General features: G+C 71.2%; 1 protein-coding gene. It reads left to right on the forward strand.

Going from position 1 to position 819, the window contains the following annotated elements:
* Window positions 1-819 (forward strand): IS481 family transposase (locus tag BGP79_RS03900; RefSeq protein WP_076693373.1); only part of this gene is annotated, 819 nt, incomplete at both ends.

Genomic DNA, 819 nt, shown 5'->3' on the forward strand with positions numbered 1-819 from the left:
CCGGTTACGGCTCGCCAAACTCGTCGTCGATGAGGGGTGGACGCTGGCCGCGGCGGCGAAGATGTATCTGACCACGCCCGGGACCGCGAAGAAATGGGCGAAGCGGTACCGGGCCGAGGGGCCCGCCGGGATGGCCGACCGCAGCTCCCGGCCCCACCGGTCCCCGACCCGCACCCCGTCCCATCTCGTACGCCGGATCGTCTCCCTACGGTGGCGGCACCGGATCGGACCGGTGCAGATCGGCGCACGGGTCGGGGTGCCGGCCTCGACGGTGCACGCGGTCCTGGTCCGCTGCCGACTCAACCGGCTGTCCCGGATCGACCGAGTCACCGGTGAACCCCTACGCCGCTACGAACACGACCACCCCGGTTCCCTGATCCACGTGGACGTGACCAAATTCGGCAACATCCCCGACGGTGGGGGCTGGCGCTTCACCGGCCGGGCCACCGGAGTGAAGAACCGCGCCACCACCCTGACCCGGGCCAAACCCACCGACCGGCCCCGGCCCACCCGCCGCCGGGTCGGCATGGCCTACCTGCACACCGTCATCGATGACCACTCCCGGGTCGCCTACGCCGAGGTCTGCGCCGACGAAAAAGCCACCACCGCAGTCGGCGTGCTCCGCCGCGCGGTCGCCTGGTACGCCGACCACGGCGTCACCGTCGAACGTGTCCTCTCCGATAACGGGGCCGCCTACCTCTCCCACGCGTGGGCCGACGCCTGCACCGAACTCGGGATCACCCCGAAACGGACCCGGCCCTACCGGCCCCAGACCAACGGCAAGATCGAACGCTTCCACCGCACCCTGGCCGACGGGTG

It is taken from the genome of Tersicoccus sp. Bi-70 (assembly GCF_001968825.1).
Taxonomy (GTDB): domain Bacteria; phylum Actinomycetota; class Actinomycetes; order Actinomycetales; family Micrococcaceae; genus Tersicoccus.